Consider the following 13733-nt stretch of genomic DNA (forward strand, 5'->3'; position numbering starts at 1 on the left):
CAGTACGGAACCGCTCCCACGTCGGATCACGCGGCGGCGCCGCCTAAGGAACTCTTAAGAATCGCGCCGTTGCGCTCCAGCTCGGCGAGGACCTCCGGCGGCACTCCGACCACGTCGGCGAGGACGGCGCCGCGCACCCGGCGGCTGAGCGAGAACCCGTCGACCCGCTCGCCGGTCCGCATGTCGTACGCGCCCACCCGCCCGTACGCCGACGCGACCACCAGCAGGTCCGTCCCCGGCACGATCGCGAACCCGCTCACCATCGGCAGGTCGTCGACCACGAACCGGGTCCGCATCGGATCGGCGGCGAGTTCGAGGACGTGCACCCGGTCGTCCACGACGACGGCCGCCACGCTGGCCGCCTCGTCGATGGAGCAGCTCCGCCGCCGGCTGAACGGGTAGTCGGGGATGCGCCCGGACACCCGCTCCGGCGGAAAGCGGATGTCGCGCTGCGTCCCCGCCGCGAGGTCCAGCGTCGACAGGATCATCTCGTCGGTGCCGTACCGGACCAGGGCCAGGCCGCCCGGCCGGAACCAGAAGAGCTCCCAGCCGTTCTCGTCCGCCTCGAGCCCGTCGATCGGGACGGGCACGAGGGTCAGCGTGCCGTCGGCGGCCGTCGTCAGCTCCACGAGCGAGTCCGCGGTGGTCTGCGAGGCCGTCGTCAGCAGGCCCATCACCCGGCCGGACCCGTCGGCGGAGAACGAGGCGTAGCGGATGCCGGGCAGGCGCACCTCGGCGATCGGGGTGAGCGCCTCGGGGTCCAGGGCCTCGACGACCGTGTCCTCGTCGGAGAAGCTGCGGGCGAGGATCACCGGCCGGTCACCGAGCAGGACTCCGGTCGCCCAGCCGCCGCCGGGCAGGTGGAACACCCGGTGCCCGCCGGTGCGCGGGTCGACGAGCAGGCACCGGACCCCCAGGCCGTCGTCGAACTGGTTGGTGCTGACCACGAGCCGCCCGTCGGGCAGGGTCGAGATCTCCTCGTCGTCGATGGCCTGACGCTCCACGAGCAGGGCGGGCGGCTCGCCCACGGTCCAGCGGTAGAGCCGGTCCTCGCGGTCGACGAGCAGGACGTCCCCCGCCGGGGTGGTCCGGACGTGCTGGACGGCGCACCGTTCGAAGCCCAGGTAGGTCGCGCCGGTCAGGTCGGCTCCGGTGAGGTCCGCGCCGGCCAGCACGACGTCCTCCAGGTCGGCGTTGCGCAGGCGGGCGCCCCGCAGCGAGGCGCCGGTAAGGTCCATCCCGGTGCCGCTGTGGTCGAGGACCGCCCCGTCGAGGAACACGCCGTCGAGGTTCCTGCCGCGCAGGGCACGGCGGTCGGCGGCCCCGATGATCGCCAGCAGGCTGGCGCCGGTGTGGCCGAGGACGTCCGGCTCGAGCCGGCGGGTCTCCTGGAGCACGGCGACGATGTCGCCGAGGGTGCCCGGCACCATCATGGGCAGCCAGAGATCGATGACGGCCCCGTCGATCGCCGCGTCCCGCAGCGTCGCCGCGACGGCCTCCAGCGGCTCCGCCACCCACCCGCCGGCGGCGGCCCGCTCCGCCGGCGTGGCCGCGGTCAGGCCGGACCAGGGGAAGGACGCGGGCCCGGCCGGGTCGGTGGAGCCGATCAGGGCGAGGAAGTCGCCGTCCATCACCCCGAGCTCGGCGGCGATCTTGTACGCCACGAAGAACTCCAGCAGCGACCGGTGCGCCGGCGTGTAGTTGCCGTCGGCGTCGCGGACCAGCATGGTCTGGCCCATCATGTCGTAGTGCCAGTGGTCCAGGTCCTTCTGCTCGCGGACGACGTCCTTGAAGCAGGCGCGGATCCGGTCCGGGATCTCCCGGTAGTTGATCGTCATCACCGACTCGGTGAGCATGTGCGACGACAGCTCGCAGAGGAAGAACACCTTGTCCGCCAGGGAGGTGAAGGTGCGCTCCGCCTTGATGTCGGCCTCGATCTTGCGGTGCACGGCGTAGAGGTAGACGCGGGAGATGTCCACCTTCGCGCCCTGCTCGATGGCCGGGAGGGCGTCGAGGACCAGTTCGGACATCACCGGCCGGCGCATGAGGTCCATGAGCTCGCCGTTGCCGAGGACGCCGGCGCGCGTCGGCTCGTCGGTGAGCCGGGACAACAGCAGGTCGATCTGCTCGTCGTCGAACGGCTGGAGCTCGACGACCTCGAACTGGGGCGGCTCGCCGCTGAGCGCGGAGGTGGAGGCGGCGAGGCGGGCGCCCAGCACGTCGCGGCCCTGCTGCGCCTCCGGGAAGTGCTCGGAGCGGCAGGTCAGCAGCACCTTGGAGCCCGGCACGACGGCCCGCGCCAGCTCCCAGAAGTTGTTGACCATCGCCTGCCGGTCGACGCGGGCCGCCATCTCGTCGAAGCCGTCGAAGATCAGCAGCAGCCGCCCGAGCCGGTTGAGCGTCTCGAACACGCGGTAGCCGTTGGGCAGGATCTCGTGCTTGCGGAAGAAGAACTCGGAGAACAGCGACTCGACCGTCACGGCCTTGGCGTAGTCGCGCAGCGGGACGACCAGCGGCAGGCGTGGCCGCTTGCGCCCGGCCGCCTTGGCGGCGCGCCACTCCTGCGCGAGGGTCCACGCGTAGTGCAGGCAGAACCAGCTCTTGCCCATGCCGAACTCGCCCAGCACGGACAGGTGCTCCTTGGAGTCGTCCTCCATCCAGCGGCTGACGTACGCGTCGAGCCCGCCGTCCGCCCACCCGTAGACGCTGGTGCCGCCGACCTTCCCGGACCGCCGGTCGATGTCCTCCTTGGCGCAGGACAGCGGGATGTACCGCTCCTCGATGCGGTGCGACCGGACCTCCTCCTCGAGCCAGCGCAGGTACGGCTCGAAGTCGGCCCGCTCGTCGATCAGCTCGTCCAGCGTGTAGCAGTAGATCTCGGGCAGTTCCTCGTCGGCGGCGCGGGCCGCCCGGCTGATCCGCTGCGGCGCGACGACCCAGCCCTCGCCGGCCCGGTGGGTGCGGACCAGCTCGGCCGCCCGGGCGACGTCGGGCGCGCTCAGCTCGCCGCCGATGCCCAGCACCACGACCCAGTCGTAGCCGCGCCGGGCCGGCACGCGCACCCGCCAGACGAACTCGCCGGGGCCGCTCTCCACCTCCTCGGCGATCTCGTACTCGACGGCGGCGAACCACTCGCGCAGCTCGGCGGCGAGGACGGCGGCGGGGGAATCGTCGCGCACCAGGTAACGGACGATCTCCTCGGGGCTCTCCATCCGGTCGAGGCGCTCGACGAGGTCGTGGAGCGTCTGCTGGATGTCGGTGACGCCGCGTTCGAGCCGTGCCCCGGCCGCGGTGCGGGTCTTGTCGACAAGCTCGTCGAAGACCGCCCGGAAGCCGGTCACCTCCAGGGCGAGGTTGTAGTCGATGCGGCCGAGCCCGCCGGTCTCCTCGTTCCACTGCAAGATCTCGTCGACCTCGCGCCGGAGGTGGCTCTCGTCGCCGGACTCGAAGGTGCGGCGGAAGGCGGCGCGGACGTACTCGTTCTGGAAGAGCCTGACGACCGGTTCCGGCTTGCCGTAACAGAACTGCACGATCGCGTACGTGTAGACGCCGTCGAAGTCCGCCGGCGGGCGCTCGGGCGCGAGCCGGAGCTGGTGCAGGATGCCGACGACGGCCTCCTTGCGCTTGAGGCGCTCGGTCACGGGCTTGGCACCGAGGGACAGGGCTCTGACCAGAATGGAGGTTTCGACTGCTGCCACAGACGAACCCTAGTCGGCGGTGAGCGTCTTCCCGTGGAGCTTGTGGAAGCCGTCGCCGATCAGCGTCCGGAGCACGTCCCGGTCGATGTCGGCGAGGCGGCGCAGGTGCAGGCAGGAGCGTCCGGTGCGGTGCGGGCCCAGCCGGGTCAGCAGGTCCTCGTCGTAGCCCGCGGACAGGTAGACGGTCAGCGCGGTCCGGCGGGGTGACAGGCCCACCGGCGGCCAGTCGCCCTCCTGGCCGGAGGCGTACCGGTAGTGGTAGCGGCCGAAGCCGACGATGCTGTCGCCCCACATCTCCGGTGGCACCCCGGTGGCCTCGGCCATCAGCGCGCACAGCGTCCGGGCGTCGGCCCGGCGTACCGGATCGGGCACGGCGGCGAGGAAGTCGCCCACGCTCGCGCCGGTTCGTACGGTCTTGACTGCCGCCATCGTGCGCACCGCCCTCCCGGGTCCCGCGACTCTAACCCCGCCGCTGTGATCGGCGCCACACGCCGCCAGCAGAAGGCTACTTTCCAAACACCCTGTGTAACGAAGGGCGCTGATCACCGGGGTCCGCCGAACGGTCCGTCTGTCATGGATGATCGGCCACCCTCCGCCTGGTCAGCGACGTAACGGCGATCTCCGTCCGAACCTGGCACGATACCGCTCCCCCACATCCGCGGCCCGCACAGAGAGTAGTGAGCGGAGGCCCCGAGGGACGGGCCCTTCTGCACGAGCGGAGAACCGGTGGAGCACATCAGCGCAGAGCTGCTCAGCGCAGTGGTGACGGTGGTCGGGGGTCTCGGTGTCAGCGGCCTCACCCGGGCCTGGATCCTGCACCGCACGAGATTGCAGCTCGCCCGCGAGAGATCGGCGCGGGCGGCGGCCCGCGCGGCCGGACTGACCCAGCTCGCCGGGCGGCCGGGCAGCGTACGCATCGACGAGCGCGACGAGGACGGCCACCGGGTCGTCGAGCTGCACGGCCCCGGGCGCGCGGCCGCCGGGGAAGCGGCGTGAGGGTGGTGGGCTCCGCCGCGGCCGACGGCGACGAGACCGCGGAAACGCTGCGGGAGGCCGCGCTCGACGCCACCTTCAGCGGCTTCTTCACCCGGCACCACGCGGCGGTGGAGCGCTACCTGCACCGGCTCGAGGCGGACCGGGGCATGGTCGAGGACGTCACCCAGGAGGCGTTCCTCGCGGTCCGGGCGAAGTGGGCGGACGTCCAGCACTACACGGATCCGCGGGCGTGGGCCATGGCGGTGGCCCGCAACATGCTGCGCGACGAGCAGAAGCGCCGCGGCCGCACGCCGGCGCTCTTCTTCGACGACATCGGCATGCCCGAGGTGCCCGCGCCCGCCGATCCGGCCGAGGCCGAGGACCTGCTGGCGAGCTGGATCCAGCTGCTGCCGCCGCGGATGGGCGAGGTCTTCAGCCTGTCGCTCGACGGCATGGCCGACCGGGCGATCGCCCTGACGCTCGGCATCTCGCACAACACCGTCCGGGAGTACAAGGTGGAGGCGCGGCGCAAGCTCAAGCACCTGGCCGAGGCGGACGGCTTCACCACGCCCGCGGGCAGGCGGCGGCGATGAACCTCGACGACGTCATCGCGCTCGCGTCCGCCCGTACCCCGTCGCATCTGGACCGGGCCCGCACCCGCCGGGCCGCGCGGCAGGTGCTGGACGCGTACGCGCGAACGGCGGCGGACGGCCGCGACCCGCTCGGTGACCTGGACGCCGGCGACGTGCTGGGGCCGCAGGCCGACGAGGCCGGCCGGATCACCCGGGCGGCGCAGTCGGCGCGGGCCGGCTGGCTCCGCTGGGACCGCGCGACCGGGCGGCTGACCTGGTCCGACGCGATGTCCCAGACGTTCGGCTATCCGGCCGTCACGCCGGTCATCACCGTGGACGTGCTGGCCGCGGGGGTGCACCCGGAGGACTTCGCGGAGGCGGAGGCGGCCGTGCGGCGCGGCTGGCGCGACCGGGTGCCGGTGGAGCTGACGGTCCGGGTGGTGCGCCCCGACGGCGCCCTGCGGTACGCCCACTGCCTCGTCGAGCTGCTCAGCGACGACGGCCTGACGCCGACCGGCATCGTCGCGACGGTGCACGACATCACCCGCCGCGAGCTGGACCGCCAGGAGCACGACCGGCGCCGCCGCCGCGAGCGCATGGCACCGCACCGCCCGCCCGCCGCGGACGCCCCGCCGGCGCTGATGACGCGCGCCGGTTTCGCCGACGCGGTGGACCTGGCCGCCCACGCCGGCACCGGCGCGGTGCTGGTCATGTCGCTCGAGCCGGTCGGCGGCGCCGAACCTGAGGCCGGGGCCCTGGAACGGGCCGTGACTCCCGTCCTCGGCGGCGCCGGGGACGCCCGCGGGTCGCTCGGCATGTTCGAGTTCGCGGTGCTCTTCCGCGATCCCGCGGCCGCCGCCCCGGCCGCGGCGGAGCTCCAGCGCCGGCTCGGCACCGTCACCGTGGGCGGCGCCCGGCTGCGCGCCTCGGCCGGGCTCGTGCCGCTCGCCGGCCCGGACCGGCCCAGCGGCCACGACGTGCTGCTCGACGGCGAGTGGGCCGCCGCGGAGGCGCACCGGCGGCGCGTGCCGCTGCACAGCCTGCCGGGTCCCCGGCCGGCCGCGCGGCGCGAGCGGGCGGTCCGCGACCGGATCGACGCCGCCGTCCGGGGCGGGCAGCTCTGCCTGTACGCCCAGCCGATCCTCGACCTGGCGCTGCACGAGGTCACCCGGCACGAGATCCTGCTGCGCGTGCGCCGTCCCGGGCGTACCGCCCCGGAGCTGCCGGCCGCCTTCCTCGCCGCGGCCGAGCGGGGCGACGGCATCGTGACGGTGGACCGCTGGGTGATCGACCGGAGCCTCGCCCTGATCGGCCAGGGACCGCAGACCTCGCAGTTCCAGATCAACATCTCCGGCCGTACGCTGTCGCACCCGGGCACGGCGGCGTACGTGCTGGACGCCCTGCGCCGGCACGACGTCGATCCGCGGCGGATCACGTTCGAGATCACCGAGTCGCTGGTGATCACCAACGGGACCGCCGCGGCCGAGTTCGCGGCGGCCGTCACCGCGGTGGGCTGCGAGCTGGCGCTGGACGACTTCGGCACCGGCTACTCGTCGCTGGGCGTGCTGCGGGCGCTGCCGATCGGCCTGCTGAAGATCGACGGCGGCTTCGTCGCCGGCCTGTCCGGGTCGCCCGCCGACCGGGCGATCGTCAGCTCCCTCGCCGGCATGTCGCGGGCCCTGGGCGTCCGCACGGCCGCCGAGGCGGCCGAGGACCCGGCCACCGTCGAGCTGCTGCGCGACCTCGGCGTGGACTTCGCGCAGGGGTACGCGATCGGCCGGCCACACCCGTTCGCCGCGTCGCCGGCCGCGGACCTCACCGCCGGCCCGGAGCTCGGCCGGGCGACCGGCTGAGCCCCGGACGTGCTCAGAAGGCCTCGGCGTCGACCTTGCGGACGGCGGCGGCGAGGATCGCCAGCCCCTCGCGGGCCTCGTCCTCGGTCAGGGTGAGCGGCGGCCCCATCCGGATCACGTTGCCGTACAGGCCGCCCTTGCCGACCAGCAGCCCGCCCCGGCGGCACTCGTCGAACACCCGCAGGGTCGCGGCGGCGTCCGGCTGGGTCGAGCCGGGGCGGACGAACTCGACCGCCAGCATCAGGCCACGCCCGCGGATCTCGCCGACGATGCCCGCCCCGCCGGCCTCGGCGCGCAGCCCGTCGAGCAGGATCGTGCCGACCCGCTTCGCGTGGTGCTGGAGGTCGTGGTCGAGGACGTAGTCGAGGACCGCGTTGCCGGCCGCCGTCGAGATCGGGTTGCCGCCGAACGTGGAGAAGCTCGTCGCCGGGACCGCGTTGACCAGCTCGGCCCGGCCGACCACGCCGGCCAGGGCGAAGCCGTTGCCGATGCCCTTGGCAAAGGTGATCAGGTCCGGCTGCACGTCGTGCGCCTGATAGCCCCAGAAGTGGTCGCCCGTACGCCCCCAGCCGGTCTGCACCTCGTCGGCGATGAGCAGGATGCCGTGGTTGTCGAGCTCCTTCTTGAGCGCGCCGAGCAGCCCGTCCGGGGCGTGCACGAAGCCGCCGACGCCCTGGATCGGCTCGGCGATGAGCGCGGCCACGTCGCCGGCCGTGGTGGTGGCGAGCACCTCGCGCAGGTCCTCGACCGCGGCCTCGACGTGTTCGGCATCGGACAGGCCCGCCATCCGGCCGCGCAGCCGCTCGCCGGAGTGCAGCCAGCTGACCTGCAGCGGGCTCAGGCCGCTCGCCGACCAGCTGCGGTGCCCGGTGATCGCCATCGCTGCGAAGGACCGGCCGTGGTAGCTGTTGCGGACCGCCAGGATCTGGTTGGACCGGCGGTGGTTGGTGGCGAACAGCAGCGCCGCCTCGTTGGCCTCGGTGCCGGAGTTGGCGAAGAAGACCCGGGCGTCCGGGATGCCGGAGACCCGGGCGATCTTCTCGGCCAGCTCCACCTGCTGCCGGATCAGGTACAGGGTGGAGCTGTGCACGATGCCGGTGGCGAGCTGCCGCTCGACCGCCTCGCGGACCTCGGCCACGTCGTAGCCGAGCATCGTGGTGAGCACGCCGCCGAAGAAGTCCAGGTAGGTCTTCCCGGTGCTGTCGGTGACCCGGCGGCCGGAGCCGGCGACCAGCTCGATCGCCTCGTCGCCGTAGTAGGTGGTCACCCAGGAGGGCAGCACCGCCTGGTGCCGCGCGAGCAGGTCGTCGGTCATGTGGGGCCTCCGTGCGTCAGCGCCAGCCCCGCGGGTGCGGGCGGCTACGGGATCCGCTGCCGCGGGCACCGGCCCGGGCCGCGGCGGCGAGGATGTCGGCGAGGTCGGCGTGGCCGTCGCGGATCAGGCCGGCGGTGATCCGTACGTGGTCGGCGCCGAGCGGGGTCACGGCGAAGGGCGCGCCGGGTGCGACGGCGATGCCGTGCGCGGCGAGGGCCAGCATCGCCATCTGCTGGTCCTCGACGGTCATCCACAGGTTGATGCCGTCCGCGGCGGTGGCGGGCACGTCCCGGGCGGCGAGCTCGGCCAGCATGACGGCGCGGCGGCGGGCGTACTCGTCGCGCGCGGCGGCGACCTGCGCCTCGGCCTCCGGCGAGGTGAGCAGGTCGAGCAGGACCGCCTGGAGCAGGCGGCTGGACCAGCCGGGCCCGAGCAGGCGCCGGTCGGCCACGGCGGTGATCACCCCGGCCGGCCCGCCGAGGGCGGCCAGCCGCAGGTCCGGTCCGTGGCTCTTGGAGAACCCGGCGACGTGCACGGTCCGGTCCGGCAGGCGGGTGCCGAGGCTCACCGGCGGCGCGGTGGCGATGTCGCCCGCGTGGTCGTCCTCGACGATGGTGACCTGCGGATATCCGGCCAGCACGTCGGCCAGTTCGGACACCCGCCGGGCGCTGAGGCCGGCGCCGGTCGGGTTGTGCGCCCGCGGCTGCAGGAACACCGCGACCGGGTCGTACGCCTTGAGCGCCGCACCCAGCTCGCCGGGCCGGAGGCCGTGCTCGTCCATCGGCACGCCGACGACCGTGGCGCCGACCGCGTCGAGCAGGTCGAGGACCGGCGGGAAGGCGGGGTTCTCGACGAGCACGTGGTCGCCGAGCCGGACGAGCGTCGCGGTGATGCGGTCCAGGGCGTCGAGGGCGCCGTCGACCACGGTCAGCTGCTCCGGCGGGTACGGCCACCGCTGCCGCAGCACCGTCTCCAGCGGCGGCAGCACGGCGGCCTCGAGGTAGCTGGTGGTGAGCCGCGCGTCGCCGATCCGCCGCAGCGCCCCGGTCATGCTGGGCAGCAGGTCGTAGTCGGGGACGCCGGTGGAGTAGTCGTGGGCGACCGGGCCGAGGCCGGCGCCGAGCTGGGCGTACCGCAGGCGGCGGCGGGGCAGCACGGGGGCGGCGACGTACGAGCCGGAGCGCCCGCGGGTCTGGATCGCGCCGGCCCGGGCCAGGCTGCGCCACGCCTCGCTGACGGTCGTCGGGCTGACCCCGAGCTCGCGCGCGACGTCGCGCACGGTCGGCAGCCGCGCGCCCGTGGGCAGCTCACCGGCGGTGACGAGCCGGCTCACGGCCGCGGCGATCCCCCGCGCACTGCGGTCCTCGACAGCGCCGGCGATGACTGGAAGCAAATTACTTCTCCGAAACATTTGGTAACAGCAGGGCAATTGTCCGCCCTGAGCTGTGTCATTAGTGTCCTACGACATCGACCCGGGATGTCAAGCAAAGCGCAGGGTCGATGACAGGCGGTGCCAGAGCGATCACAATCTAAACCGTGACGTACGCCACCACCGCCGATACGGCCACCAGAGAGGGGCAGCGAGCATGAGCAGAGTCGTTCGCGCCGCGCTCGTCCAGACCACCTGGACGGGCGACAAGGAATCGATGATCAAGGCCCACGAGGACTACGCCCGCGACGCCGCCGCCCGGGGCGCCCAGGTGATCTGCTTCCAGGAGCTGTTCTACGGGCCGTACTTCTGCCAGGTCCAGGACGCCGCCTACTACGAGTACGCCGAGTCCGTCCCCGGCCCCACCACCGAGCGCTTCCAGGCGCTGGCCGCCGAGCTGAACCTGGTCATGGTCCTGCCGATGTACGAGCAGGAGCAGCCCGGCGTCCTCTACAACACCGCCGCGGTGGTCGACGCCGACGGCTCGTACCTGGGCAAGTACCGCAAGCACCACATCCCGCAGGTCAACGGCTTCTGGGAGAAGTTCTACTTCCGCCCCGGCAACCTCGGCTACCCGGTCTTCGACACCGCGGTCGGCAAGGTCGGCGTCTACATCTGCTACGACCGGCACTTCCCCGAGGGGTGGCGCACGCTGGGCCTGAACGGCGCGCAGATCGTGTTCAATCCGTCGGCCACGAGCCGCGGGCTGTCGTCGTACCTGTGGCAGCTGGAGCAGCCGGCCAGCGCGGTGGCCAACGAGTACTTCATCGGGGCGATCAACCGGGTCGGCATCGAGCCGCTGGGCGACGACGACTTCTACGGCCAGTCGTACTTCGTGGACCCGGAGGGCAAGTTCGTCGGCGACGTCGGCGACACCCACGAGCCGGAGCTGATCGTCCGCGACCTGGACCTGAGCCTCATCGAGACGGTCCGCAACCGATGGCAGTTCTACCGCGACCGCCGGCCGGAGAGCTACGACGGGCTGGTGCAGCCGTGAGCTATCTGATCAAGGGGGGCACGGTCGTCTCCACCACCGGCCCGAACCCGGCGGACGTCCTGGTCGACGGCGAGCGGATCGTCGCGCTGTTCGCCCCCGGCACCGGGCCGCAGGAGATCGAGACGATCGACGCCACCGGTAAATACGTCATCCCCGGCGCCATCGACGCGCACACCCACATGCAGATGCCGTTCGGCGGCACCGAGGCGAGCGACACCTTCGACACGGGTACGCGCGCCGCCGCGTTCGGCGGCACCACCACGATCATCGACTTCGCGATCCAGCGGTACGGCGAGGTGGTGCAGGACGGGCTGGCCGCCTGGCACGCCAAGACGGCCGGCACCTGCCACATCGACTACGGCTTCCACATGATCCTCGGCGGCGTGGACGACGAGTCGCTCAAGGCCATGGACCAGCTCGTCGCCGACGAGGGCATCACCAGCTTCAAGCTGTTCATGGCGTACCCGGGGGTGTTCTACAGCGACGACGGGCAGATCCTGCGGGCCATGCAGCGGGCGCGGGACAACGGCGCCATGATCATGATGCACGCGGAGAACGGCCCGGCCATCGACGTCCTGGTCAAGCAGGCCCTCGAGCGCGGCGAGACGGACCCGTACCACCACGGCGTGACCCGGCCCCAGGAGCTGGAGGCCGAGGCGACGAGCCGGGCGATCTGGCTGGCGAGCGTGGCCGCGGACTGCCCGCTCTACATCGTGCACCTGTCCGCCTCCAAGGCGCTGGAGCAGGTGGCCGCCGCCCGCGACCTGGGCCGCAACGTGTTCGCCGAGACCTGCCCGCAGTACCTCTACCTGACGCTGGAGGACCAGCTCGGCGCGCCCGGCTTCGAGGGCGCCAAGTGGGTCTGCTCCACGCCGCTGCGCAGCAAGCACGAGAGCCACCGCGCGGACCTGTGGCGCGGCCTGCGCACCAACGACCTCGCCATGGTCTCCACCGACCACTGCCCCTTCTGCATGAAGGACCAGAAGGAGATGGGCGTCGGCGACTTCTCGAAGATCCCGAACGGCATCGGCGGCGTCGAGCACCGCGTCGACCTGCTCTATCAGGGCGTCGTCGACGGCAAGCTCTCGCTCGGCCGCTGGGTCGAGACGATCGCCACCACCCCGGCCCGGATGTTCGGGATGTACCCGCGCAAGGGCGTGATCGCGCCCGGTTCCGACGCCGACATCGTGCTGTACGACCCGGCCGGGCGGACCCGGATCGGCGTGGACACGCACCACATGAACATGGACTACTCCGCCTGGGAGGGCTGGGAGATCGCCGGCCGGGTCGACACCGTCATCTCCCGCGGCACGGTCATCGTGCGGGGCGGCGAGTACGAGGGACGCGCCGGCCACGGCCGCTACGTGCCCCGCGGCCTCTCCGACTACCTGGTTTAGGGGCACACATGCGAGAGATCAAGCACTGGCTCGACGGTACGGCCGTGGACGGCACCAGCGGCCGGCGGCTCCCGGTCTGGGACCCGGCGACCGGCGAGCAGCAGGCGTACGTGGTGGCCGCGACCGCCGCCGAGACCGAGCGTGCCGTGGCGTCGGCGAAGCGGGCGTTCCCGGGCTGGCGGGCGGCGTCGCTGTCCCGCCGCGCCGAGGTGATGTTCCGCTTCCGCGAGCTGGTCGACGCCAACCGCAAGGAGATCGCGTCGCTGGTCAGCGCCGAGCACGGCAAGACCGTGGCGGACGCGGCCGGCGAGCTGGCCCGCGGGCTGGAGAACGTCGAGTTCGCCGCGGGCGCGCCGCACCTGCTCAAGGGCGGCTACAGCGAACAGGCCTCGACCGGCGTGGACGTCTACTCGATCCGCCAGCCGCTCGGGGTGGTCGCCGGCATCACGCCGTTCAACTTCCCGGCCATGGTGCCGATGTGGATGTTCTGCAACGCCCTGGTCAGCGGCAACACCTTCGTGCTCAAGCCGAGCGAGAAGGACCCGTCGGTGTCGCTGATGCTGGCCGACCTGCTGCGCCAGGCCGGGCTGCCGGACGGCGCGTTCAACGTCGTCCAGGGCGACCGCGAGGCCGTCGACGTATTGTTGGTACATCCCGATGTGCAGGCCGTGTCCTTCGTCGGGTCGACGCCGGTGGCGAAGAGCATCTACCGGACCGCCACCGAGCACGGCAAGCGGGTGCAGGCGCTCGGCGGTGCCAAGAACCACATGGTCGTGCTGCCGGACGCGGACATCGGCTCGGCGGCGGACGCGGCGGTCAGCGCCGGGTACGGCTCCGCGGGCGAGCGCTGCATGGCCGTGTCGGTCGTGGTGGCCGTCGGGGCGAGCGCGGACCCGCTGGTCGAGGCGATCCGGGAGCGGATCGGCCGGATCGCGGTCGGCCCGGCGAGCGACCCGTCCGCCGAGATGGGCCCGCTGATCAGCCGCGAGCACCGCGACCGGGTGGCCGGCTACCTCGCCGACCCCGGACCGGCCGAGATCGTGGTCGACGGCCGGGCGGCGCCGATCAGCGACGGGCCCGGCTTCTTCCTCGGCGCGTCGCTGGTCGACAGGGTGACGGCCGACTCGCCGCTCTACACCGACGAGATCTTCGGGCCAGTGCTGTCGGTGGTCCGGGTCGACACCTACGAGCAGGCCCTGGAGCTGGTCAACAGCAACGAATACGGCAACGGTACGGCCATCTTCACCCGCGACGGCGGCGCCGCCCGGCAGTTCCAGTACGACGTGGTGTGCGGGATGGTCGGCGTCAACGTGCCGGTGCCGGTGCCGGTCGCCTACTACAGCTTCGGCGGCTGGAAGTCCTCGCTCTTCGGCGACCTGCACATGTACGGCCCCGAGGGACTCCAGTTCTACACCCGCAGCAAGGTCGTCACCTCGCGCTGGCCCGACCCGGCCACCTCGGAGGTCGACCTGGGCTTCCCGAAGGTGCGGTGAGCCG

At 72.7% G+C, this 13733-nt stretch carries 10 protein-coding genes; 6 read left to right on the forward strand and 4 right to left on the reverse strand.

Annotation, left to right across the window (positions count from 1 at the left end; translation table 11 throughout):
• Positions 1-26: 26 nt before the first annotated feature.
• Both CLV70_RS41785 and CLV70_RS24140 read right to left on the reverse strand, forming a co-directional pair.
• Complete coding sequence (locus CLV70_RS41785) at positions 27-3698, reverse strand: NACHT domain-containing protein (protein ID WP_146164138.1); 3672 nt, start codon at positions 3696-3698, stop codon at positions 27-29.
• 9 nt (positions 3699-3707) lie between these two features.
• Complete coding sequence (locus tag CLV70_RS24140; protein WP_106128871.1) at positions 3708-4127, reverse strand: DUF1801 domain-containing protein; 420 nt, start codon at positions 4125-4127, stop codon at positions 3708-3710.
• Positions 4128-4424: 297 nt separating this feature from the next.
• Here CLV70_RS24140 and CLV70_RS39800 point away from each other — a divergent pair, with 297 nt between their 5' ends.
• Genes CLV70_RS39800 through CLV70_RS24150 form a run of 3 tightly spaced genes read left to right on the forward strand, consistent with a single transcriptional unit; the run spans position 4425 to position 7098 of the window.
• Positions 4425-4694 carry a hypothetical protein gene (locus CLV70_RS39800; RefSeq protein WP_158277813.1) on the forward strand — a complete coding sequence of 90 codons (270 nt, stop codon included), beginning with the start codon at positions 4425-4427 and terminating at the stop codon, positions 4692-4694.
• Positions 4691-5266 carry an RNA polymerase sigma factor gene (locus CLV70_RS39805; protein WP_158277814.1) on the forward strand — a complete coding sequence of 192 codons (576 nt, stop codon included), beginning with the start codon at positions 4691-4693 and terminating at the stop codon, positions 5264-5266. Before CLV70_RS39800 ends, CLV70_RS39805 begins: the two co-directional genes overlap by 4 nt.
• The gene (locus tag CLV70_RS24150) at positions 5263-7098 is read left to right on the forward strand and encodes an EAL domain-containing protein (RefSeq protein ID WP_106128873.1); all 1836 of its coding nucleotides are present in this window, start codon (positions 5263-5265) and stop codon (positions 7096-7098) included. The genes CLV70_RS39805 and CLV70_RS24150 overlap by 4 nt, the downstream gene beginning before the upstream one ends.
• 13 nt (positions 7099-7111) lie before the next feature.
• On the opposite strand, the gene CLV70_RS24155 is transcribed toward CLV70_RS24150, so the two are convergent.
• Both CLV70_RS24155 and CLV70_RS24160 read right to left on the reverse strand, forming a co-directional pair.
• A complete protein-coding gene (locus CLV70_RS24155) occupies positions 7112-8413 on the reverse strand; it encodes an aspartate aminotransferase family protein (RefSeq protein ID WP_106128874.1) in 1302 nt (433 codons plus the stop codon).
• A 16-nt stretch (positions 8414-8429) separates the two neighbouring features.
• On the reverse strand, positions 8430-9806 hold the full coding sequence (locus CLV70_RS24160; RefSeq protein ID WP_106128875.1) for an aminotransferase-like domain-containing protein: 1377 nt from the start codon (positions 9804-9806) through the stop codon (positions 8430-8432).
• A gap of 193 nt (positions 9807-9999) precedes the next feature.
• Between CLV70_RS24160 and CLV70_RS24165 the strand changes: the two genes are divergently transcribed.
• Genes CLV70_RS24165 through CLV70_RS24175 form a run of 3 tightly spaced genes read left to right on the forward strand, consistent with a single transcriptional unit; the run spans position 10000 to position 13729 of the window.
• A complete protein-coding gene (locus CLV70_RS24165) occupies positions 10000-10839 on the forward strand; it encodes a nitrilase-related carbon-nitrogen hydrolase (protein WP_106128876.1) in 840 nt (279 codons plus the stop codon).
• Positions 10836-12236: a dihydropyrimidinase gene (hydA, locus tag CLV70_RS24170; protein WP_106128877.1), complete on the forward strand. Its 1401-nt coding sequence runs from the start codon at positions 10836-10838 to the stop codon at positions 12234-12236. Before CLV70_RS24165 ends, hydA begins: the two co-directional genes overlap by 4 nt.
• An 8-nt stretch (positions 12237-12244) precedes the next feature.
• Positions 12245-13729 carry a CoA-acylating methylmalonate-semialdehyde dehydrogenase gene (locus CLV70_RS24175; RefSeq protein WP_106128878.1) on the forward strand — a complete coding sequence of 495 codons (1485 nt, stop codon included), beginning with the start codon at positions 12245-12247 and terminating at the stop codon, positions 13727-13729.
• The last annotated feature ends 4 nt before the right edge of the window (positions 13730-13733 follow it).

The organism is Pseudosporangium ferrugineum, assembly GCF_003002065.1.
GTDB lineage: Bacteria > Actinomycetota > Actinomycetes > Mycobacteriales > Micromonosporaceae > Actinoplanes > Actinoplanes ferrugineus_A.